The sequence below is a fragment of the Cyclobacterium salsum genome (genome assembly GCF_010119245.1).
GTDB classification, from domain to species: Bacteria; Bacteroidota; Bacteroidia; order Cytophagales; family Cyclobacteriaceae; genus Cyclobacterium; species Cyclobacterium salsum.
Genome location: NZ_WNKG01000011.1, coordinates 100,556 through 122,328 on the forward strand (window position 1 = coordinate 100,556; position 21,773 = coordinate 122,328).

The 21,773-nt window shown below is 45.8% G+C and carries 11 protein-coding genes; all 11 read right to left on the bottom strand.

The features are described from left to right. Positions 1–34: 34 nt before the first annotated feature. The 11 genes from GJS45_RS18815 to GJS45_RS18865 all read right to left on the bottom strand — a co-directional run bounded on the left by GJS45_RS18815 (position 35) and on the right by GJS45_RS18865 (position 21,752). Positions 35–1,789 (bottom strand): asparaginase domain-containing protein, encoded by a 1,755-nt coding sequence (locus GJS45_RS18815; RefSeq protein ID WP_162343420.1) that lies wholly within the window; start codon positions 1,787–1,789, stop codon positions 35–37. A 14-nt stretch (positions 1,790–1,803) separates the two neighbouring features. After that, positions 1,804–2,955, bottom strand: a complete 1,152-nt coding sequence (locus GJS45_RS18820) for an acetamidase/formamidase family protein (protein ID WP_162343421.1) — start codon at positions 2,953–2,955, stop codon at positions 1,804–1,806. Positions 2,956–3,149: 194 nt separating this feature from the next. Continuing rightward, positions 3,150–4,730 (bottom strand): amidase, encoded by a 1,581-nt coding sequence (locus GJS45_RS18825; protein WP_162343422.1) that lies wholly within the window; start codon positions 4,728–4,730, stop codon positions 3,150–3,152. 62 nt (positions 4,731–4,792) lie between these two features. After that, entirely contained in the window at positions 4,793–6,307 is a 1,515-nt protein-coding gene (locus GJS45_RS18830; protein ID WP_162343423.1) for an amidase, read from the bottom strand. 107 nt (positions 6,308–6,414) lie between these two features. Further along, a complete protein-coding gene (locus tag GJS45_RS18835; protein ID WP_202928125.1) occupies positions 6,415–8,007 on the bottom strand; it encodes an amidase in 1,593 nt (530 codons plus the stop codon). A 40-nt stretch (positions 8,008–8,047) separates the two neighbouring features. Beyond that, positions 8,048–9,592, bottom strand: coding sequence for an amidase (locus GJS45_RS18840; protein WP_162343424.1), 1,545 nt, complete (start codon positions 9,590–9,592; stop codon positions 8,048–8,050). Positions 9,593–9,624: 32 nt separating this feature from the next. Next, a complete protein-coding gene (locus GJS45_RS18845) occupies positions 9,625–11,103 on the bottom strand; it encodes a SusD/RagB family nutrient-binding outer membrane lipoprotein (RefSeq protein WP_162343425.1) in 1,479 nt (492 codons plus the stop codon). Positions 11,104–11,183: 80 nt separating this feature from the next. After that, positions 11,184–14,423 (bottom strand): SusC/RagA family TonB-linked outer membrane protein, encoded by a 3,240-nt coding sequence (locus GJS45_RS18850; protein ID WP_235954866.1) that lies wholly within the window; start codon positions 14,421–14,423, stop codon positions 11,184–11,186. 1,026 nt (positions 14,424–15,449) lie between these two features. After that, complete coding sequence (locus tag GJS45_RS18855; RefSeq protein ID WP_162343426.1) at positions 15,450–17,825, bottom strand: OmpA family protein; 2,376 nt, start codon at positions 17,823–17,825, stop codon at positions 15,450–15,452. Positions 17,826–17,827: 2 nt separating this feature from the next. Further along, positions 17,828–18,802 (bottom strand): PorP/SprF family type IX secretion system membrane protein, encoded by a 975-nt coding sequence (locus GJS45_RS18860; RefSeq protein WP_162343427.1) that lies wholly within the window; start codon positions 18,800–18,802, stop codon positions 17,828–17,830. Positions 18,803–18,839: 37 nt separating this feature from the next. Next, the gene (locus tag GJS45_RS18865) at positions 18,840–21,752 is read right to left on the bottom strand and encodes an Ig-like domain-containing protein (RefSeq protein WP_235954868.1); all 2,913 of its coding nucleotides are present in this window, start codon (positions 21,750–21,752) and stop codon (positions 18,840–18,842) included. Between the last annotated feature and the right edge of the window lie 21 nt (positions 21,753–21,773).

A 21,773-nucleotide genomic window follows, 5' to 3' on the forward strand; every position in this document is an offset into this window, starting at 1 on the left:
TGTATTAGTTTATTTATGGTACCCATAGTTAATATTAGTGAGTGTGGAAGACTTCCTGATACAGTTTAATTTTTTCTTTAATGGCATCAAGTTCTTCTGGCGTAGGATTTGATGGGTCCTTTGCTGGCGGATAGGTTCCGTACCGAAGAATACAAGCCATTAACAGTACCCTGCCCTTGGTAGAGGTGGTATTATGTCCCTCAATAAATAAATTATCTGGATTGGTATCCATAAATCCATCGGCATTGCCCCGAGCTGCCTTGAGAACCGGGTACCCATGAAGTGCCGCTAGTTCGAGTGCTGCATCCATTGGCGATATCATGGAGCCATAGGGTGCCATTCCTTCCCCAACAAATCCCGCAAGCGGGTATTGGCTGAGATTATCTTGTATTCTGGCAAGAATGTCTACTTCGCTCGCAGGGTCATCACTGCCGTCATCCTCTGTTTTCCAACGCGCGCTTTTATATATCGTAACCATCGGCATGGACTCGGGAATTAAGTCTCCATTTTCATCCTTTACTGCGACCTCCACATTTGAAAGCGATCCTTCATTCGATACGGTTATGCCGGGAACGGATTCAGGTATCCGGTTGAAGTTCACTTCAGAAAGGTGCGTATGTTTTCTTAAGGGCAAAAAGGTCAATTTGGGCCCGTAGCCCATGGAGCCGATAATACCGCCATAACCCCCTGTAATCACATATCCTCCTGGTCTTGCATCTCCCTTCTGTACTTCCCGGGAAGAAAATATTATCTGATCCTGAATCATTACCGAGCCAATCCGACTGACCCCCTTTTCATCTGCCCAAATTCCGGAAGTAATGAAATGAATACCATCGATAATATTTTGATCTCCATCGGCACTCACCAGACCACGCATACGCTGCGCCGCATTGAATACCAGAGGGGCTTCCGAATCGATAAGTAAACCCATCCAATAAGAAGTATTCTCAATACTGGGGCTTCCTTCCAGCCAGATGGAGCCGTCATAGTCCCCGGATTCCATTACCCGCTGAACTATATTTGTAGCTTTTGCCAGTTGCATGCGGTTTTGTGAGGCACCATAGGGACCATAAGTGAAGAAGTCTTTACCCAAGGTTTCGGGTGGAATATCCCCTTCGCCATTATCTGTTCGCGCTTCCGCTGCTAATCCTTTGGTATATCCCCCAGCCGGAGCTGGCCTGTAAAAGTCATAGTCTGCCATTCCATAGATATTCCCGCCATCCCGTTCAATCTCCTCGAATATTCTGGAGGCATTGGGATAAAAGGTTTGTCTGGACTCTGAAAACGGCGAGCCCGGGTAAGCAGAGGTAGCGTCCCAGGGTTTTCCGTTGGCCTGAACCGCCATGTACGGCATTGGATACAAGCCGTCTTCCGGTTTTAATTCCACTTTTAGAACAGGTTTGTCTGAAGGATCTCTCCTGGTTTTTCGAAATTTTCCGTCTGCATCGATATACCCGTCTGGTGCCCCATACAATTCTTTGACATCATTTTCCAGGGGGTGGGCGGTGAACATTTCTACATATACCGTTACCGGGGCGGCTATTCGTTGATAGTATAATCGATCAAAAGGCATCTTTTCGCCCTCATCGGTGGTCAACAATGGCAGTTCGTTGTTCTCCCTCGCCTTGTTACTGGTGATCAGCGGATAGCTGTTCTGAATGGTCGCAGTGGGACCGGAAAAGATAGCCAAACGTGGCTTTTCCTGAGAATAACCTTCCTTGTAGCAAATAAAGAGAAGAAGGAATAATATGAATTTATTGCAAATACTAAATCGGTTGGTGGTTTGCATATGGTTAGTGGAGTTTAAGAGGAGTACCAGTAATCAAATTTGTGGTTGGTGAAAATGGATTTAGGTATCATACCGTGCACTCCTTCGGTACGATCAACAACTTGCGTAATTTCAAAATCTACCGCGGTACTTGAAATGGACATCGCCTCTTCATAAGTGAAGCCAAGTTTTTCATGAATGAAAACCACGGATTGCCGGAGTGCTTGTTTCATTGCCTCGTCCAAGTCAGGATTAAGACCAAAGACGATGAAATGATCTGGCGTTTCGGCCACTGGCAGTTGAATGGTCTTTTTGTGAATAATGAATTCGGCCACGAGTATCATTGACGTTTCTATGGCCGTGCCACTCACCTCCCCATTGCCCTGTGCGCCATGAGCATCCCCGGTTGTGAAAAGTCCTCCTTCTACAGACACCGGCAAGGTGAGGGAAGTGCCTTTTACCAAATGCTTTAAATCCAGGTTCCCGCCAAAAAAATCAGGTGGAATGGAGCTTACACGTCCCGTCTCAGAAGGTGGCGAAAGTGCCATAACTCCCATGAAGGGCTTTAATGGTATTTCCACCCCGGGAAGCAGCTCCGCACTGGTTCTTTTTTTATTGTATTTGTAGACGAAGCTTTCCTGGTTAGTAATTTCCAGAGGAACATCATCCCTGCTACCAGGCCTTACATGATTTACCCCGAAATCACTTCTTAACCGAACATCATGGATACGTATTTCGATACTATCCCCTGGCATTGCACCCTCAATGAAGACAGGGCCCGTCAACATATGCCCTCTAATCCCTGAAGGTTCTGGGGGTACATTATGGATAATATCAATAAGTTCCTTTGCATGATCGTCCAAAGGCAGGTTATTTTCCCTGAAAAAAGACTCCGGGTCTTCCCTGGAAACACCCGAGGTACTTATCGAATGAATTTCTACTATTTCTCCTTCTTTTACGGTGAGTTTTGGAGGTACATCCGCTCCAAAATAACCCCAAACCATATTTTCAGGAAACGAACGAAGAATCTTATCTGGTTTGATCTTCCCGGTAGATTGGTTTCCAATTTTTTCGGGAAATTTATTGGGTCCCTTGCCAAGAACCAATCCAGGTAATCCGCTAAGGGCAAGGGTTCCTCCGAAGATCGACTTTTCTAAAAAATCCCTCCTTGAATTTTTAATTTCCATATTATTATACAATTAATTTTGTGTCTTTCGAGTAACTGAAATTTTTAAAATGACCTGGTTTCTTTAAACCAAAGCGTTGGATAACCCATCACCAACCTTTTGGCATATTTTATTTCGATAGGACTGAAATAGTACAGCGTCAATTCTAAACAGGTAATGATATCCGAACCGGAAATAATCAACCAGATCGGTTGTCAAATCATGGGTCTTCTCCAACCTCCTGATCTGCTTTCAAGGTATTGGGCTACCGCCAGGGAAACATCCTCTCTCCAGGGATGGGCCACGCATTGCACCCCAACCGGCAATGCGCCGTTGGCATCACCTCTTACCACGGTGACTGGCCAGCCGGTAGTATTGTAAGGGCCACAGTAGCTGGCACCTGGCTTGCTGCTGGTCCATTCACTACCGATTCCTTGATCGATTTCTTCAGCAGGAGTAGCGGTAGTCGGACAAAGAATCACGTCATATTTTTGGAACCACTGCAGCATCCTTGTCCTGTTCTTATCTTGAAGCGTCAAAAGTTCAGAATACCGGTCTGCGGAGATTGGTGTACCGTTGTCAAGTCTATTTTGAATGGATTCACTCAAGGTTTTGCTTCCATGTAAATCACCTGCCCTTTTCAGAAACGCCCAGGCATCTCCAGAAACCAACTCCCTTCGTATCTCTCCTAGCTCGGTAAAAATTTCCAGAGGCATGTCCTCGGTGACTTCTGCTCCTGCCTCTTCCATCCACTTAGCCGCTTGCTTAATGGTATTTTGAGTTTCTTCGGCTGTATCTGCAATTAAATTAGAAGGGTAATAGGCTACCTTAAGCCTTTTAATATCAATTTGCTCGGGATCCGGCCAGGGCATAGGCACCACCGCAGCGTCCATACCGTCAGGACCACTCATTAATGGAGTAAGCAACATCAAATCTTCTACCCTACGAGCCATTGGCCCCGGCTGTTGCCAGGAATCAAATACTCCCCCATAATCAACGATATGACCCGTACGCGGACAACGGACAGAGGTAGGCTTGAGCCCTGCGATACCATTGGTACTTGATGGTAATCGCACGCTCCCTCCCCAGTCTGTTCCGATATCAAACCCTGCGCCTCCTGCTGCTACAATGGATCCTGCCCCCCCGCTACTTCCAGAAGTGCCTCGTGTAAGGTCATAAGGGTTTTTGCTGAGACCATAGATGATATTGCCCGTAGTACGCACACCTCTCATACCGCCACCGGCTAGCGTAAATTCAGGCGTATTGGTTTTCCCCAAAAGAATGGCTCCGTTTTGTCTCATTCTGGCCAATACCGTGGCATCCTTTTTTCCCACATAATCGATCCTGCCGAGTGTACCCCCCGTACTGATTACACCTTCCGCTTCAAACGAATCTTTAAGTGTCATGGGTACCCCGTGCAATGGTCCCCTAATTTGCTTTTTCTTTAATGCGGCATCTGCGGCTTTGGCTTCGTCCAGTGCCCTTTCAAAACACTGCATCACTACTGCATTGAGGTGATAATTGACTTTTTCGATGCGATCAATATAAGCTTGTGTCAGTTCTACAGACGAAACCTTTTTGGTTCGGATCATTTCTGAAAGTTTTGTCACGGACATAAATATCAATTCGTCTGTTTCATCCTTTGATACCCGGTAAGGTGAATTGGGTGGTTGGATGGAGGCCGAAAGATTTGCAGGAGAAAAAGTCATCGCCGCAGCACTGCTTGCTCCCACCAATGCCAAAAATTTTCTTCTTGACTGATTACTTTTGCCTTGAACAGCTATATTATTTTTCATTAGGGTACAGTTTTAAATTTTTATTCAATTACAATTCATTGAGATTGACTTGGAATGGGTTCTTAAATATTTTCCGGTTTGGAATATCCTCCAAATGCTTTTTCCAGATTAGCGGCCACTGCCAGAACTTTGCCTTCCGTCCAGGGTTTACCTACAATTTGGATCCCGAGCGGCAAACCATCATTGGAGGTGCCCGCTCGAACGACAGCTGCAGGCCATCCGGTAGCATTGTACTCGGAGGTATACCAATGTCCCGGGAACCTTTCGGCCTCTACCTTCATGGCTGCTGTCGAAGTAACCGGGCAGAGCATAATGTCATAATCATCCATAAATTGAAGCATTTGACTTTTTAAGGCATCAATCTCCTCCACTAATTTCGTATACTGATCCGCCGAAACAACCTCTCCTGAAATATTGAGGTTTGGTGAAATAACCTTGGTGCCACATGCCTTGATAAGTCGCTTAATGTGAGCCTTACCATCTGCGCTATTTAGTTCGGACCTTTTATCTGAAAGTGCCTTAAGCACCGGCGGACGGGATTCTGATACACTGCTCACGGATGGTTTGAGCTGATTGGCACAATCAACTACCATCTTTTTGATTTCAGGAATGGGTTCCGCCACATCGTTGGTTGTGTAATAGGCAATTCGCAATGTTGAAAGATCCACATCGGCGGGGTCATTGAGAGGCACCGGACTAATGCTGGCATCCAATTGATCAGGACCTGAAAGAATGGATAACAATAAATACAAATCTTCCACTCTCCTTGCCATTGGCCCAGGTTGTTGGTAGCTCCCAAATCGGTCACCATAATCCGGCAAATGACCCGTTTGTGGTATCCTGCCACTAGTAGGTTTTATACTTGCCAAACCGCAAACATGCGCAGGTGCCCGTACACTACCCCCGGAATCGGTACCTATGTCAAAATAGGACCCCCCCGCTGCTAATATGGCCGCTGCACCTCCACTGCTCCCGGATGGGTGGGTAGTAAGGTCATAGGGATTGAGCGTCTGACCATATATTAAATTAAAGGTGAGAGAAGACATGGTAAATTCGGGCGTATTGGTTTTACCTAGTAAAATAGCTCCTTCTTCCCGAAGTCTTTTAACCACCGTGGCATCGGTGCCAGGCATGTAATTTTTGCGGCCCATGGTGCCTGCTGTCGAAATAATACCAGCGGTTTCAAAGGAATCTTTGATCGTCATGGGCACACCATGTAATAGCCCCAAGGTCTTGCCCGCTTTGACAGCTTCATCTGCCTTCTTGGCCTCCAGGAGTGCTCGTTCTCTTACTATCTGTACCACCGCATTGATTTGGGGGTTAACCTCATCTATTCTAGCCAAACACAGCTCCACTACCTCCTGGCTGCTTATTTCTTTGTTTTTGATCATCCCCGCTACCTTTGTAGCAGACATGTATAAAAGTTCGTCTGTCTCATCGGAGGAGACAAATTGTTTCTGAGGAAGCACTACCCCCTTCGGCAGCTGCTTTCCAAAGGATGGAAGCACCGTTCCCAGTGATCCCATACCTAGCGTAGTGATAAATTTTCTTCGGTTGTTGGTGGTTTGTTTTTTCATTTGGTTTTGGTTTGGGAGATCTTACAGAAAGGGCTTGAAATTCAATCACATCCTGCTTACATCTCTGTTAATTTGTTTTGCCATATTTTAAAAAACGCTTATCATTTTTATATCGGTGGCCTTTTCCAGCCTCCTGACTTTGATTCGAGGTAACTGGCTACGGCAAGTGCTACATCCTCCCGCCAGGGCTGTGCCACTACCTGCACGCCAATGGGAAGACCATCCGCACTCTGACCACACCTGACCACTGCACCCGGCCAGCCACAGGTATTAAAGGGTTTAGTATAGCTCTCCCCGGGGTTATCCATGTACCTGGATTCCTCGTTATAGCCACTATTAATATCCCCTGCTGGCGAACTGGTGGTCGGGCAAATAATCACATCGTATTGAGAAAACCATTGGAGCATTTTGCTTCTATTAGCATCTTGCATTTCCAAAAGTTTCGTGTATTCCGCCGTAGAAATGACCGCTCCCTGATTCTCAAGTCGTTCTCTCAGGGATGCACCATAGGTCTTGGAACCTGCACGTTCGGTTGCTCTCTTAAGCCATTGCCAACCGTCTCCAATGATCAATTCCCGCCGGATCGTACCCAACTCCACCAATAGCTCCCGCGGACAATCTTCCGTGACATCCAATGCTACTTCGTCCATCCACTTTGCCGCCTTTCTCACAGTCTCAATGGTAGCAGGGTCCGTATTAGCGATTCCGTTTTCCGGGAAAAACGCTACTCTCAATTGGGAGATATCCACTTTTTGGTAATCCGGCCAAGGCATGGGCACAACAGCAGCATCCTTAAAATCAGGACCCGCCATAATAGGCGTGAGTAAGTCAAGATCCTTAACGTATCTGGCCATCGGACCCGGCTGTTGCCAGGAATCAAAAAGACCACCGTAGTCAACGATATGACCCGTGCGTGGCAACCTTACCGACGTCGGCTTTATACCTGCTATGCCATTGGTGCAGGAAGGTCCCCTAACACTTCCGCCCCAATCAGTACCAACATCGAAAGCAGCTCCACCTGCAGCGACAATCGCCCCGGCACCGCCGCTACTTCCAGAAGTCGTTTTATTTAGATCGTAAGGGTTTTTACTGATCCCGTATAGGATATTATTGGTAGAGTTGACTCCTAAAACGCCGCCAATCAAGGTAAATTCAGGCGTATTCGTCTTGCCCAACATCATTCCACCTGCATTCCGTAAACGGGCAACAACAGTAGCGTCTTCCTCCGGCACAAAATTCATTTTACCAATCGTACCCCCGGTACTTACCACCCCTTCTGTCATAAAGGAGTCTTTGATAGTTAAGGGCACCCCATGGAGCTTTCCCAATACATTTCCTTTTGAAATTTCATTATCTGCCTTTTTAGCTTCTTCGATGGCCCTGTCGAAACATTCCATAACCACCGCATTGAGCTGGTAATTCACATCTTCGATTCGGGCGATATAGGTCTGCACCACTTCTAGAGCAGACACTTCCTTTTCCCGAATCATCTCTGCGATTGCCGTTACGGATTTGTATTGTATCTCAGAGGGTTCGGCAGGTTTACCAAATTCCCGGATAAGCAAAGGCTTACTAGACCCTCTGGCAATAGCTGGCAAACAGGCTGTGGCGAGGGCTCCTGCCGACAGTTTGCCCATAAAAGCCCTTCTGGAATGGCCCTTTATTACTTTTTTAGCGACACTTTTTTTAAGGTTTTCCATTACTATTTTATTTGAGAAAAACTTGGTTAGGGTTGAAAAATCACATCGACGGGGCTTGCCAGCCTCCCAATTGATCTTCTAAATATTCAGCAACCGCCAATACTTTGTGATCCTGGAAAGGCTGTCCAACAATCTGAACACCTATAGGCAAGCCTTCTTTGCTCGTTCCTGCTCTTACGACTGCGGCTGGCCAACCCGTAAGGTTGAAAGTTCCCATATAGCCATATTCGTCAGCAGACCAGGATGATTTCTCAAACACATCCGGATTAGGGGCCGCTCCGTCGAAATGAACCGGGCAAATGACTATGTCATACCCTTGCATCCATTGCAATAGCTTGCTGCGACAGGCATCCAGCTTTTCCACCAATTCGGTAAATGCCCCTGATGATATGGCCGTAGATGGATCCGATAATCGAAGGAGCGGATGCGTTTGCGTAGTGCCGTATTTTTCAGTCAGCCTACTCACCCAGGCCCGCCCATCGGCACCAAAAAGCTCATACCGAACCTCCTCGGCTTCCTTGATTTCCTCAATGGGAGCATCTTCCTTAAGTTGTATCCCCGCCGACTCCAAAGAGGCGACAGCTTTTCCAATGGCCTCCACGGTTTCTTCGGAGCAATCCTTGGAGCTTCCATGCTCGATAAACCAAGCGTATTCTAGATTTTTTATCTGAACAGATTCCGGATCATTCCAGGGAACGGGATGAATGGCTGCATCAATCTGATCCGGTCCAAGAATGATCGGAAGAATAAGTTTCAAGTCTTCCACATACCGGGCTAGTGGTCCAAGCACTTGATAGGCATCGAATAGGCCACCATAGTCTACTATGTGACCGGTACGCGGGACCAAACCCGTTGTCGGTTTGATACCGGCAATTCCGTTGAAGTGAGCAGGCCCCCTGATACTACCGCCAAAATCCGACCCGATGTCAAAGGGTGAACCTCCAGCCGCCACGATGGCTCCCGCCCCGCCACTGCTTCCTCCGGGACTATACCCCTCCTTATAGGGGTTACTCGTCATACCATAAATCAAGTTGGCGGTGGTTCCAGACAAGGTAAATTCCGGCGTATTGGTTTTACCCATAAGAATGGCTCCGCTGGCACGGAGCCTGGCAACTATTGTAGCGTCTTTTGCAGGAATGTAATCCTTTCTGCCCAAGGTGCCTCCTGTGCTTATCACTCCAGCTGTCTCCAGGGAATCCTTAATGGTCATCGGAACACCGTGCAACGCTCCCGTCACCTTTCCTCCTGCCAGGAGCTCATCCGCCTTTTTAGCTTCCTCAAGTGCTCGCTCTTTACAGGTTAATACAACTGCATTGATCTGGGGATTGACTTCTGCGATCCGATTGTACATGGTAGTAACCAGTTCGACAGAAGAAATTTCTTTGTCCCGAATCATCTGAGCCATCTGAACTACAGAAGCAAACTTGAGGTCTTCGGTGCGGTGATTCGATTTATAAAAACGAGCTGATTTTTCGTAAGCGGTTGCGGTAGTTACGGGAGGCTTCAACCCAAGCCCCCCGCTACCAAACAACATAAAAGACGAACTTATAAAATCTCTCCTGCTATTTTTCTTTTTTAATGTCATATCAACTATCTGTTTTGGTTCAAACGATCTTATTACTTATCCCACCACACTCTGGTCAGGAGATCATCTGTACCTTGCCTGGCTACTGCAGCCTCATAGTTGGACTTATTCAAATTGATTTCACTTGGTGGATAGCCCCTTCTTCTAGGAATACCATCTATAACAGCATCTTTGGCGATTTCCAGCTCGGGAACCTCCAACCTGCGCCATTCGCACCAAGACTGAACCCCCTGCATATAGAAAGAAATCCACTTTTGGTTTCCAATGGATTTAATAGGATCGGAGGTATCATAGACTACTTCTTCCTGAGCCAGATAAGCAGCAATAGTCTCAGGGTCTGAAATCCCCCATTGCTCCATAGAGGCGGTGATGGCTGTGGTGTAGTAATCAGAGGCACTCCCTGTTATCCAACCCCGTTCAGCCGCTTCTGCCAGGATAAAGCCGACCTCGGCATAGGACATAATAGTAAATCTTGAAGTAGGTTGTAATATGTTTTCGGCATCCGGCCAGGACACGGCGAAATCACTGATAGCACTCCCGGATGCCACATCAAGCCCCACAGGCTGGCCTATGTATCCTCCCCCTAAATCCTGGTTGAAAGCCACGTCAGCATATTTTTCCAGCCGTGGGTCATCGAGTGATTTGAGCATGTCTACCAACGTGCTTCCTACACCATAGTTGGGAACGCTCAATTCAAATCTAAAATACCAGGGGTTGTTATTGGGTTGAGATTCCAGAAATTGGTAAAAAGCATTATCCTCAACAGAATCCATTGGTCCTGCCGCAAATGCTTCAGCAAGCGCATTTGCAGCGACTCCGGGAGCTACTTTAGACAAACGCAGCGCTACTCGCATCTTGAGGCTGTTTGCAAACTTTAACCACTTTTCCATATCCCCGTGGTAAATAATATCACCAGAGATATCCCCATCTGCTACATCAATCATTTCGACCGCCTCGCTTAGCTCCTTGAGCAAATCCATATAAATGAATTCCTGTGTATCGTAGATCGGAAGGGGAAACTCATTTCCCTGCAAGGTCTCCGTGTAGGGAACATCGCCCCATACATCCGTAATGTTCTGGAATGCCCAGGCTTTAAGAATCCTGGCCACTGCTATCTGGTTATTATTTGGCCCTGAGAGCGCTGCATTGGTCATGGTTTCCACATTACTATTGAGTGCTATGATCTCCTGCAAATCCCTCAAGCCATTCGTATAAAACGTGGAAAAATCCTCCTCAACGGTTGCGTAGGTGTCCGTAGTCCCTCCCCTTAAACTAGCCATTTGTTGCGTGTAAACCATCGCAGGCAGTCCTACTCCATTGAGTTCGTTATGATTCCCAAATATATCTGCCACCAATTCCCGCTGAGCACCAGTCAGCAGGCTTGATGTCGGCACTACTACAGGCTGGTTGGGATCGATATTCAATTCCTCAAAGCCCTCTGTACAAGCAGACAGGAAAATTGAAAACCCCGCAGCCAGCACGATCAAATTTGTATTGATTATTTTTTTCATTTCAGTATTTCTTAGATGTTAAACTATTGTTGTACAAGGGGATAGTAGAAAATCCCTGCACACTGCATCGCCCAAAAATATTATAGCTTTATGTTGATGTTAAAACCAATCACCCTGGGAGCAGGTAAAGATGCTCCTTCTAAACCTTGCATATTGCTCGACCCATAGGCTATCTCTGAGGGGTCAATATGAGGCACATTGCTATGCAATAATGCTACGTTTCGGGAAAAAATGGAAAGTCTAAGGGCAGTTATAAACATATTGTTCAGCATGCTGCTGGGCAAACTATACCCTAATCTGACTTCACGTAATTTGACATAGGAGGCATCGTAAACATTTAACCCGTCCAGACTGTACTGCTGCTTTAAATAATTTTGGGCCTCCAGGTATACCGTATTGGCTTCTCCGTTTTTGAAAACAGCCTCCGCTTTTAATCCTCCTCCCTCTGAAACGGGGTCTCTCATGGGAACACCTCTGTCATTATCCCCCACAGACTCAATAAACTGACCGTTTGCAATACCATTTTGAACGGTTTCGGACCAAAAACTGCCTCCGGACTGAAAATCGATCAGCGCACTAAGGCTAATCCCCCGATAGGTAAATGTATTGGAAAAACCACCCGTCACGTCCGGCATGATGTTCCCTACTACCTCTCCTGGGTTTCGTAGGTAAAATCCATTGCTTCCTACGATTGGCTTCCCGGTTTCTTCATGATAAATTACGTTAGGCGTGATAATTGTTCCGTAGGGTTGTCCCACTGTTGCATTGACCGAATTAGTGCCGTCCCGGCTACCTAATTCAAAATTATCCTGGCCTTCGGCAAGCTCCAGGACCATATTCCGGTTTCGGGCCAGGTTAAGGTTTACATCCCAGGAGAAATTGCTTCGATCCACCGGGGTACCCTTAAGCATTACTTCGATTCCTTTGTTTTCCATTTCTCCCGCATTTACAATCAGTGATTTAAATCCGGTAGTAGATGAAACAGGAAGAGCAAGAATCTGATTGAAGGTATTCACTTTATAAACGGTGAAGTCCAACCCAATTCTGTTTTCCAAAAACCTCAAATCCAGGCCCGCCTCAATATTCGAAACGATCTCTGGTTTCAGGTTACTGTTTTTAAATACGTCATCTACGGTGAATACGGAGGTATTGCCGTAAGGATCGCCGTTTGCATAGGTATTGATCAAACGATAGGGATCCGTATCGTTCCCCACCTGTGCCCATCCGATCCTCATTTTACCAAAGGAAAAGAAATCGGCTCCGGTCATCAAATTGGAAAAAACAAAGCTGCTGGAAACCGCCGGATACAGATAGGAGTTATTATCGACCGGCAGCGTGGAAGACCAATCATTTCGAAGCGACGCTTCGAAAAAGAGGTAATCCCTGTAGCCGATATTACCGCTCGCATAGACACTCTGAACCTCCCGCTCAGATGTAAAGTCTCTGATCTCCGGACGCTGAAGGGATGCCATCAGATTGTAAAAATTGGGCACGCTCAAGCCCCCCTGGGTTCTTGTATAGTTATTTTTGAAGGTATTTTTCCTGATATTTCCACCAAAGGTAACTCCCAGACTAAAGTCGTCTCCGAGGTCTCCATTATACTGACCCAGTAGCTCAAAGTTATCCTCCCGGAAATGATAAAGATCTTTTTCATAAGCATTTTGAAGGTACCCTCCTATTGATGCCCTGTCTTCTCTTGTGTCCGTGTAGAAATCGGTTCTGGCAAAAAGCGTCAAAGATAGTTGCGGCAGGATCTGATAAGAGATATTTATATTCCCAAACACTCTATCCTTTAAGTCATTATTGTAGCTTTCGTAAAGGGTAAAGTAGGGATTATTGTTATAACTCTGTTCCAAATGGCGTCCCAATCCTTGGGTATTCCAGGTCATATGGTAATACCTGTCTGATTTATAGTCTCGCATTCTGGCCGGATCAATCTGCCGTTGTGTCCAGGCATACCAGTAGGTTAAAACATTTACGGGTCTTTCGGGAGACCAATCTCCTGTGGCAGGTCGACCTAACGCCTCTGTTCGTACGTAATTGATTTTCGCCCCGGCTGAAAACTTATCAGAAAGCTGGCTATTTGCGCTTACAGCAATGGTATTCCTATTCAGAGAGCTGTTAGGCATGGTCCCCGTCTGGTCCAGGTTGGTATAAGATAGCCGAAAGGAGCTCTTGTCATTGCCTCCACTTATCGACACATTATTGGATAAGGTGACTCCGGTCTCAAAGAAATCTTTAATGTTATTGGGTGTCGCCACCCATGGACGTACTTCACCATAGTTGGGTTCTCCTGGATACATGCTGTCCCAATGCCGTACCAAGGTACCATCAAATCGTGGACCCCAACTGTTATTCGCATTGGTATTGACCACTTTATAGGTTTGCCCATCTAGCGGGTCCACGGCTTCATCAAAGGTAAGTGCAAAACCACCCCCGTACTCATTCTGCATTTCTGGTAGTAAAAACACATTGCTGAACATGGTGGACGAATTGATGCTTACGCCGATTCCTTTCCGGTTCTCACCACTTTTGGTCGTAATCAAAATGACACCATTGGAGGCTCTGGATCCATATAAAGCGGAAGCACTTGGTCCTTTTAACACAGAAATAGATGCGATGTCGTCGGGATTAATATCTTGAGCTGCATTGCCATAATCCCTACCGCCATTTCCAGCTACCTGATCGTCGGAATTGTAGTTGGAATTATCTATTGGGGTCCCATCCACTACAAATAACGGCTGATTATTGCCGGAAATTGAATTAATTCCCCTGATAGTAATACGAGAAGAACCTCCAATATTTCCCGAAGAATTTGATATTTGAACTCCGGCGATTTTTCCGGTAAGGGAGTTGACGATATTGGTTTCTTTAGCCTCATCCAGCCCCTGTGTATCTACTTGCTGAACGGTATATCCCAAAGCCCGTTCATCCCGCTTTACCCCCAATGCGGTAACGACCACTTCGGACAAAGCAGTTTCTTCCGAGCTGAGTGAAATGGTAATATTACTTTGGTTGCCTACCTGGACTACTTTTTGATTGAAGCCAATAAAGGATACTTCCAATTCATTTTCAGATTCCAATAAGTTCAAGGTGAACTCACCATTAATGTCCGTTGCTGCACCTTTTGTTGTGCCTTTCACAAGCACACTGGCTCCGGGAATAGATTCTTCATTTTCGTCAATTACTTTTCCAGTCACAGTCCTTTCCTGTGCATGAAGTGAATTAAAAACGAAACATCCAATTAGAATTAGAATAGCCATCCCCAATGGTCTAATTCCAACGGAAGGTTGTTTCCTTGCGTGAGTAAAATTTTTCATAATTTGTTAGTGGTTAGTGTATAATAAAACTGCTCTTTCCGGATTACTCCGGATGTAGAATAGGCAATTTTGAGTTCAGGCTTGAACGATTATTCCGGGTAGGGCTAAATTGGGGTGGTAAGAAGGTGAGTTAATCAGATAACAAAAACAGTAGGATTGTAATGTCTGGATCTAATTAAATCTTTAGATTTGGGCAGCTGCTAAGTCCTTCTTGATCAAATATATACGCAAGGAGGAAAACAAAAAAATAAACCATCTATTATTTTTTTAAACTAAGATGTCAATCATTTTATTTTAATAATGCTTAAATTAAATTTTTTATTATTTTAATTATTATTTTAAATTTTTGATATCTTATTAATTCAAAATAAAAATGATATATTTATTTACTTTTCATTCTAGTTTATTTTCATATTTTTTCTATTTTAAGTGTTTTTATAAACCTAATTTTACTTTTTTACTGTTTTTAGGATACTTTTAGGTTTTATTTTTACCCTTATTTTATATCCTACATCCTTTATTAATACTAATACGTTATTTTTTTAACTACAGGTACCTTTTTTATATTAAAATCTTTAATTTGCTTAAATAAAGTTTTAAATTCTGTTTATAGGTATTTCATGTTATTTTATTCGTATTTTTAACTATTTAATTATTTTCGATCAATCTTTTTTACTTATCAAAGTTTAAATTAGGCTATTCAAATTTTTTGAGCGTTTAAGACAGCTTTCTATCGGCCAATGGCTAAAATGGTATTCCAAATGATATTCGTTATTTCACTTTGAAGAATTCCGAATGGAGTATTAGTTCTGATCTTGCCCCATGTATCGGGACGGGCCGAAATATTTGAAAACCGACTTAGAAATGAGTAGTTGTAAACTGAATGGAAAGCGAAAAAAACAATGCATTCCCAGCAGAGACATAAAAGGATTTGGTTGGGTTATTGGAAAAACCCCCAACCAATAATAGGAGAAACAAAAAAAGGAGCTGAATCAGCTCCTTTTTTTTATTTAAATAGATACTATCCTATTTCTCGTTGGACCAATTCTTTTTCAAATTGGGGAGGCTACTACTGGGAACATGCAGTTCCGTCCTTCGGTTTTGCCGGTGCATCTCTTCGGTGCAAGGAACCTCATCACAGTCGTTCACGGGTTTGGTCTTTCCGAAAAACTCATACACCAGCCGGTCGGAAGCAATCCCTTTCCCTTCCAGGTAATTCTTTACCACCAATGCCCTCCTTTTGGACAACTCCTCGTTATAGGATGCCGAGCCTCTGGAATCCGTATGCCCGGTGATGGCAAGACGACGCTGTACCATGTTTCGTAACATCAGCGCTACCCTTTCCAAGGCCATCTTGTCTGCCAGCGTAAGGTCCGCCTCATCAAATCCAAAATAAATGGTGGGCAATTCGGCAGGCAATTGCATATTGCTGGCATCACATAAATCCAGCTCCTGCAACTCCAGCGGTACCTGATAGGATTTTCCCACTTCTGGAAAGGCCAATAACAATAACTCTGTCCTTCGGTTGAGCTGATGACGATCCTCTGTGCAGGGAACTCCCTCTCCGCAATCCGCCGTCAATTCCGTTTCCCCAAGCCACTCCGCCTCTATCCTGGAACTGGCGATTCCATATTGTCCCAGATACTCCCGCACCGCATCAGCTCTTTTTTCACTTAACTTCTCATTGTATTCGTCACTGGCTCTCTCATCCGTGTGGGAACGAACCACAATATTTAGAAACGAATAGGTGCGTAACAATTCCGCTACCCGATCTAAAGCACTTTCAGCATCTTTCCTAATAGCAGATTCGTCCAGATTATAGTAAACCAAATCAACATGTACAGCTGTTTTATAGGGAATTTTGATCAGTTGGTAGGATTTCTCCAAGGTTCCGCTTGTCAACCCTTTACTGGAAATCGTCAGATCCTGAACTGCAAAATAACCGGCCTTTGAAATTTGGATCTGCTGATCTTCCTCCGGACTGATTTTTGCCTGAAATAGTCCTTCCCCTTGCTTTTCCATAGGTACATTGGCTTTATCCGCCCCTTCAGCCAAATTCACCTCTATCGGACCTGGTACGGCCGCGCCATCACAGGCAATCACCCTGGCCAGAAAATCTAGTTCCAATGTTTCCAGCTCAAATATATCATCCCAACCTGAGCTTTGGAGACGATTGGAGGAAATCAGTACCTTGTCGTCATTGGTCTCGAAAAAGCCAAAGTCATCCTGGGAAGAATTGAATGGCAAACCCATGTTTTTTACTCCCAAAAATTCATCCCCCTTGAAATCGGAAACAAAAAGATCCAGGCCACCCATTCCCACGTGTCCGTCGGATGCGAAATACAGCCTCCCATCGTGTATGAAAGGATCGATTTCGTTTCCAGGACTGTTGATCAGTGGGCCTAAATTTACCGGAGTTTGGAATTCAAAATCCGTGTTGTAATCCATATAATACAGATCGTAACCTCCTTGGCCTCCCGGCATGTTGGAAGAAAAGTACAGGCGGTTTTGCTCCTCGTCTACAAATGGACTCTTTATACCATACTCCAGCGGAGAATTCACCGACAAGCCTACAAAATCAAGTGGGTTTCCAGCCTCATCGAGCCGGCTGAAATAGATTTCGGATTGTACTTCGTAATTCTGCGGACGGCGTATATCCCGTGTCACGGCGTAAAAAAGCACCTCCTGCTCCTGAAGCGGAAAAGGATCGGTCGCATGGAAAACATCCGGGACAGGGGGATCAAAGAGACTTATCTTGCCTTCCTCATCCACGGAATAGATATTCAAAAAATTTCTACCGGTCCAGTCCGAAGATTGGGTGTAATATTTATAGCTTTTGTCAATACGAACACTGCTTCGATTACGATTTTCGGCTTCCCCTCTATCCGAAGAGAAATAGGCCCTTCCCTGAGCACCTTTTACCCATCCAAACTCAGTATTTGAACTATTGATGCCCTCCAGCTTTTTCACGCCGGTATTTCCCCCGACAGCATACCAGTGTTGCAGGGAATCCAGGTGCAGGTTAGCAATGGCTTCGTGTTCTCTGGTTTCCATTGTATCCAGTGCGGCAAAGACCACCACTTGCTGCCCAGCCTGATTTGCAGCCGCAATATATGCCAACAATTCTTCCTGCCCTGCCGCCTGATAGGCCACGGCATTTTTCCACCAGTCATAGGCTTTTTGGTAATCTCTCAAATGGCCATAGGCCTGTGCGGCACCCTTTGCCGCCTGAAAGGAGGGAGCTTTTGAATAGGCGTCGACATAACCCTGTCCTGCCTCAAAATAATTTTCTTCCGCAGCCTTTTTGTCAGCATATCTTAGAAGTCCCTGCTGGGCCTGAACATGCAGGCCTAGCATTCCAAGGAAAATAGCGGGTATTAGATAGGTAAAAATCTTTTTCATATTTAAAACCATCTTGGGTTGTTCATTGTCACTTTTCTTGGGGAAATATAGTACCCTACTGAAAATTCATGGGAGTTATTTCGTAACCCACTAAGAGCATTCGTTTGTATATCGTACGCATAACCTACTCTCAAATTTTCAGTGGCAAACAATTCCAAAATTAAGGCCACGGCGTTTCGCGCAGACAATCCACTAGGCAACTCATCCTGACCCAATTTGACATTGGTTCGGTAGGAGGCTCCTGCCCAAATTCTGTCCATAAATAAAAACATACCATTCAAATCCACGTTGGTAGGCCCCTTGCCCCCATGCCTGACCAGAAAGGAGGGTTTGAATTGTACCTCCGCCGAAAGCGGTAGCAGGCCTCCGGCCGTCAGGTAATAGTGCACGTTATGGTAGGCCAGGGCAACTGCTTCGTTTTCCAAGACGTTTTTACCGATCAGGTTGTAGGCACTAAAGCCCGCATAAAATCCGGGATTATGGTAAAAGATACCCGCATTTAGGTTCGGAGTGAACACATTGATTCTACCCTCCGGTAGTTCCGAATCGTCAAAATCGTTCGGGTCGAAGAGGGAGCCTTCAATAGCATATTCAGAAACGCCTCCACTGATACCAAATCCTAAGAAAGATGCCTCTCCCGTCTGTATCCGGTAGGCATAGGTCAACAAAGCGGCATTGGTCTTTGCCGGTCCGAGTTGGTCGGATAAAATACTCGCTCCAAACCCCATCAGCCCCTCGTTGGCACTCAGGTCCGCTGTCACCGTGAACGTGGTAGGTGCTCCCGGCAAACCAGCCCACTGGTTCCGGTACGAGGATTGGATATAATGTTCCCCCTTGTACCCTGCATAAGCTGGATTGACATGCAGGCCGTTAAACATGTACTGACTAAATTGGGGCAGCTGCTGCCCGTTTGCCTGGCCAACGGTCAAGATCAGCAACAATGCCAGGTACCCATAAACGCTAAAAATATTTTTCATCGAATTAAATTTAAACCCTCCCTTGTTCACAACTTCTCTATTTCACTACCTGTACCCAACCTTTGTAGGTTTGGCTTTCCCCCTGACTATCGGTAATCACCAATACATAAAAATAGGATCCGGCATTAAGCCCGGCTGCAGCCCAATCGTTTTGGTAATCCTCTGAAGCAAATACATGGTCGCCATTTCTATTCAATACAGTCAGGGAGCTTTGGGCAAAGCGCTCGACTCCACGGATTTCAAATCGGTCGTTTTTACCATCCGGATTCCCCGGTGTGATCACATTTGGAATGAAGAATGGATTGACCTGATTGGTGTCACTATCCTCCTGAACCGGAGAAATGTTTTCCTGATCTTCAGGAACCTGTACCCGGATGGTATTCGTGATAGTTCCGGTTTGAGTTGCCTGAACCTGAATCCTGAAAACCAACTCCTCACCCGCCCCAAGACTTGGAATAGTCCAGCTGAGCGTATTCCCGGATACATTCACTTCCGCCTCACCGGAAAAACCCAGGTAAACCAATCCTTCGGGCAGTTGATCCTCAAGGAATATGTCTTCTCCCGGACCGGTACCGTTATTACTTACCCGGATTTCGTATTCAAACTCGTTTCCTTCATACAAATCAATACCAAAAGAGGTCTTTTCTATGCGGATATCAACGGGTCTGGCCAATACCGTGACCGGCACCGCCTGCACCAAATCAGTGTAATCCCCCATACTAATGTTCGCAATATTTACCTGCTGGCCTAGCCCAACACCCATCGCTTCGATCACAATCCGGACTTCAGTGCCTGCAGGTATTGTTTCAATAACCCACTCGCTTCCATCCGTCGGCTCCGGATCGGAGGAAAGCAGCATCAGCCCATCCGGTAGGACTTCTTCCACCAGCACATTTTCCAGGTCAAATTCCGAATTATTGGTAAGTGAAAGGGTATAAATTACCATTCCTCCGATGGGTAAATCTGTCAGATTAGGCGATTTGGATACCTCCAGCACGATCGGTCTGACGATAATGCTCACCAGGGCCTGATCACAAAATTGCCTGTCCGTATTTTCGCATATTTCATACCTGAAGCTATCGGTTCCGGAAAAATTAGCCGTTGGCGTGTAGGTAAACGTCCCATCTCCATTCGGCACAAAGGTCCCGTCTACCGGTGCGTCGATAATTTCCAATGTTTCCACCTGCAGCTCTCCGGTATTGATAAAATCATTTGCCAGTACATCTAAGCTGATTTCTTGGTTTTGGTTGGTGGTATATTCATCATCATTTGCCTCCAATTGGATATCAAGTAAGGAAAACCGGATAAACGCCTGATCCCGGTTTCCGGGGTTGATGTCTTCCTGCATTTCATATTGCAATTCATAATCACCATTGGGAAGGCCAACGGGAAGTTCCAATTCCCCGGTAGGCGAAAGGGTCACTCCGGACAAGCCGTCTGCATCCAGCAAGGTGACACGTACCCGATCCTCAGGCACTGCTTCCCCATTCAGGAGGTCATTGTCCAGCACGTTTCCGATCAGTCCACCACGGTTTAGATTTACATTACCGTATTCATCATCTACCGCCGTCAGCAGGGTTGGTGCCACGGTAACCGCCACGGTTGCCTGATCGCATTTACCCGGATCTGCTGCGTCACAAATCTGGTAAACCAGGAGGTAATCTCCTGAGGAAATTCCCTCCGAAATATCAATAGATCCATCGGCTGTAAGGCTAATAAACCCGCCTGAATCATTACTTATTTCACTTAGGTTGACATTTTCAATAAGGGCTGGCAAGCCGTTTAGCATGTCGTTACCCAGCACATTTACAATACTATCCCTGGCAAAACTATCCGGTACTTCCACGGAATCATCAAAAGCCTCCGGCTTGTATTCAATTACTTCAATCCTGACCTCTGCCTGATCGGAATCCTGTCCCGCAGAAATTTCATAGGTCAGCGTATAAACCCCCGGAGGGGTATTGGGAGGTACATCCACCGATCCGTCGGGATTTAACACTGCTGTGCCCGCCGGAAAATCCTCCAGAATCGTTAATTGGATATCTATAGGATTAAGGGGGGCTCCATTTAGTTCGTCATTGTCAAAGATATTCAGCACCGCTTCTCCGCCAAGTTCACTGTTTACGCGCTCGGCCAGGTCAGGGGTAGCGGAAATGGCATTTACGAAGAAAACCAATTTGCCGTCAGGTTCATTTACGGCAATGATTCGAATACCAAATATCGGCTCGTCCGATTCAAAAAGGGATGGAGAGAACAGCACCATTTCCTGTGATTGATCCGGCACATTGCTCACATGATGGATACCCGTCTTCCATTGGTAGCCTCTGACTTCAATGGTATTTGCTCCTTCAATCGGTTCCCCATTCCTACCCAGAGCAATAAAATCGGTCGGCGAATTCCCATCCCGTTCGGTGTATAGCAGGAAACCGGATGTCACTACCGGATCGGAGTAAATCAGGTCAACAAAGGGATCCCCTCTGGGAATGGAAGGCTGTGCATTAATATCCCAATAGGAGCGGATGTCAGGTGTCGAAACGACCGCTTCCAGGTTGCTGAAAAATTCCTGGTCTCTGTGAGAGATAATGGTGTTGTCCGATCGGACAATCTGTATGGCAGTGGGTCGGATTTCGTTACTCCCGATAGCTGGATTGGGGTTCGCCACAGAAGGATTTCGGGTGGTCGCATAAATCGTCTTGCCCCCTTCTATTTGAATTCCACTGACGATCACCGGAACATTTTCCGGACTGGGGTTCTGGTTTCCCTCAGCTTCCGTTTGAATCAGCTCCTGCCCCTCTACGAGGTAGGTGACCCGTTCCATCGGAATAAAATTTTCAGTTTCCGTGACCGTCACTACCTGAGCGAAAACGGCCGTAGTTGCCTGAAACATAAACAAAAACATGAGTGCCGGAATGAGGCCACTTCGTTTAAAAAGTATATGCGAGGTAGGCATATTTTGTAGTATTAAATTTCC

Excerpts from the sequence above, each read along its gene's own strand:
- GJS45_RS18820 (WP_162343421.1), bottom strand. The coding sequence starts at position 2,955 with ATGGAAATTAAAAATTCAAGGAGGGATTTTTTAGAAAAGTCGATCTTC.
- GJS45_RS18825 (WP_162343422.1), bottom strand. The coding sequence starts at position 4,730 with ATGAAAAATAATATAGCTGTTCAAGGCAAAAGTAATCAGTCAAGAAGA.
- GJS45_RS18835 (WP_202928125.1), bottom strand. The coding sequence starts at position 8,007 with ATGGAAAACCTTAAAAAAAGTGTCGCTAAAAAAGTAATAAAGGGCCAT.
- GJS45_RS18850 (WP_235954866.1), bottom strand. The coding sequence starts at position 14,423 with ATGAAAAATTTTACTCACGCAAGGAAACAACCTTCCGTTGGAATTAGA.
- GJS45_RS18840 (WP_162343424.1), bottom strand. The coding sequence starts at position 9,592 with ATGACATTAAAAAAGAAAAATAGCAGGAGAGATTTTATAAGTTCGTCT.
- GJS45_RS18865 (WP_235954868.1), bottom strand. The coding sequence starts at position 21,752 with ATGCCTACCTCGCATATACTTTTTAAACGAAGTGGCCTCATTCCGGCA.
- GJS45_RS18845 (WP_162343425.1), bottom strand. The coding sequence starts at position 11,103 with ATGAAAAAAATAATCAATACAAATTTGATCGTGCTGGCTGCGGGGTTT.
- GJS45_RS18860 (WP_162343427.1), bottom strand. The coding sequence starts at position 18,802 with ATGAAAAATATTTTTAGCGTTTATGGGTACCTGGCATTGTTGCTGATC.
- GJS45_RS18855 (WP_162343426.1), bottom strand. The coding sequence starts at position 17,825 with ATGAAAAAGATTTTTACCTATCTAATACCCGCTATTTTCCTTGGAATG.
- GJS45_RS18815 (WP_162343420.1), bottom strand. The coding sequence starts at position 1,789 with ATGCAAACCACCAACCGATTTAGTATTTGCAATAAATTCATATTATTC.
- GJS45_RS18830 (WP_162343423.1), bottom strand. The coding sequence starts at position 6,307 with ATGAAAAAACAAACCACCAACAACCGAAGAAAATTTATCACTACGCTA.